This window comes from Dorea sp. 210702-DFI.3.17, assembly GCF_020560825.1.
In the GTDB taxonomy this organism is placed as follows: Bacteria; Bacillota; Clostridia; order Lachnospirales; family Lachnospiraceae; genus Dorea; species Dorea formicigenerans.
The window spans coordinates 1-216 of sequence record NZ_JAJCNB010000165.1; the positions used below are offsets into that span (position 1 = coordinate 1).

Sequence of the window (216 nt, forward strand, 5' to 3'; positions counted from 1 at the left end):
GTGCCGCCGGACTGGCTTTTTCCCTTTCCGGAAAGGATAGTTGACAGGATTTCCGGCGGCACAAATATCGCAGTTTATAATACCCACCGGAGACTCCAAATTCTCTATGGAAATAATTACGGACTCACTTATTCCAGCAAGCCTGGAGAGGGGACAGAGGTTGAGATCCGCTTCCCTGCACATCGCGAAAAGTAACTTATGTTCCACAAAAATCTT

General features: G+C 47.2%; 1 protein-coding gene. It reads left to right on the top strand.

Annotated elements, in window-relative coordinates; genetic code table 11:
* Nucleotides 1–195, top strand: a 195-nt coding sequence (locus tag LI149_RS15350) for a hypothetical protein (RefSeq protein WP_227143647.1), incomplete at its 5' end; no start/stop codon positions are given.
* Between the last annotated feature and the right edge of the window lie 21 nt (nucleotides 196–216).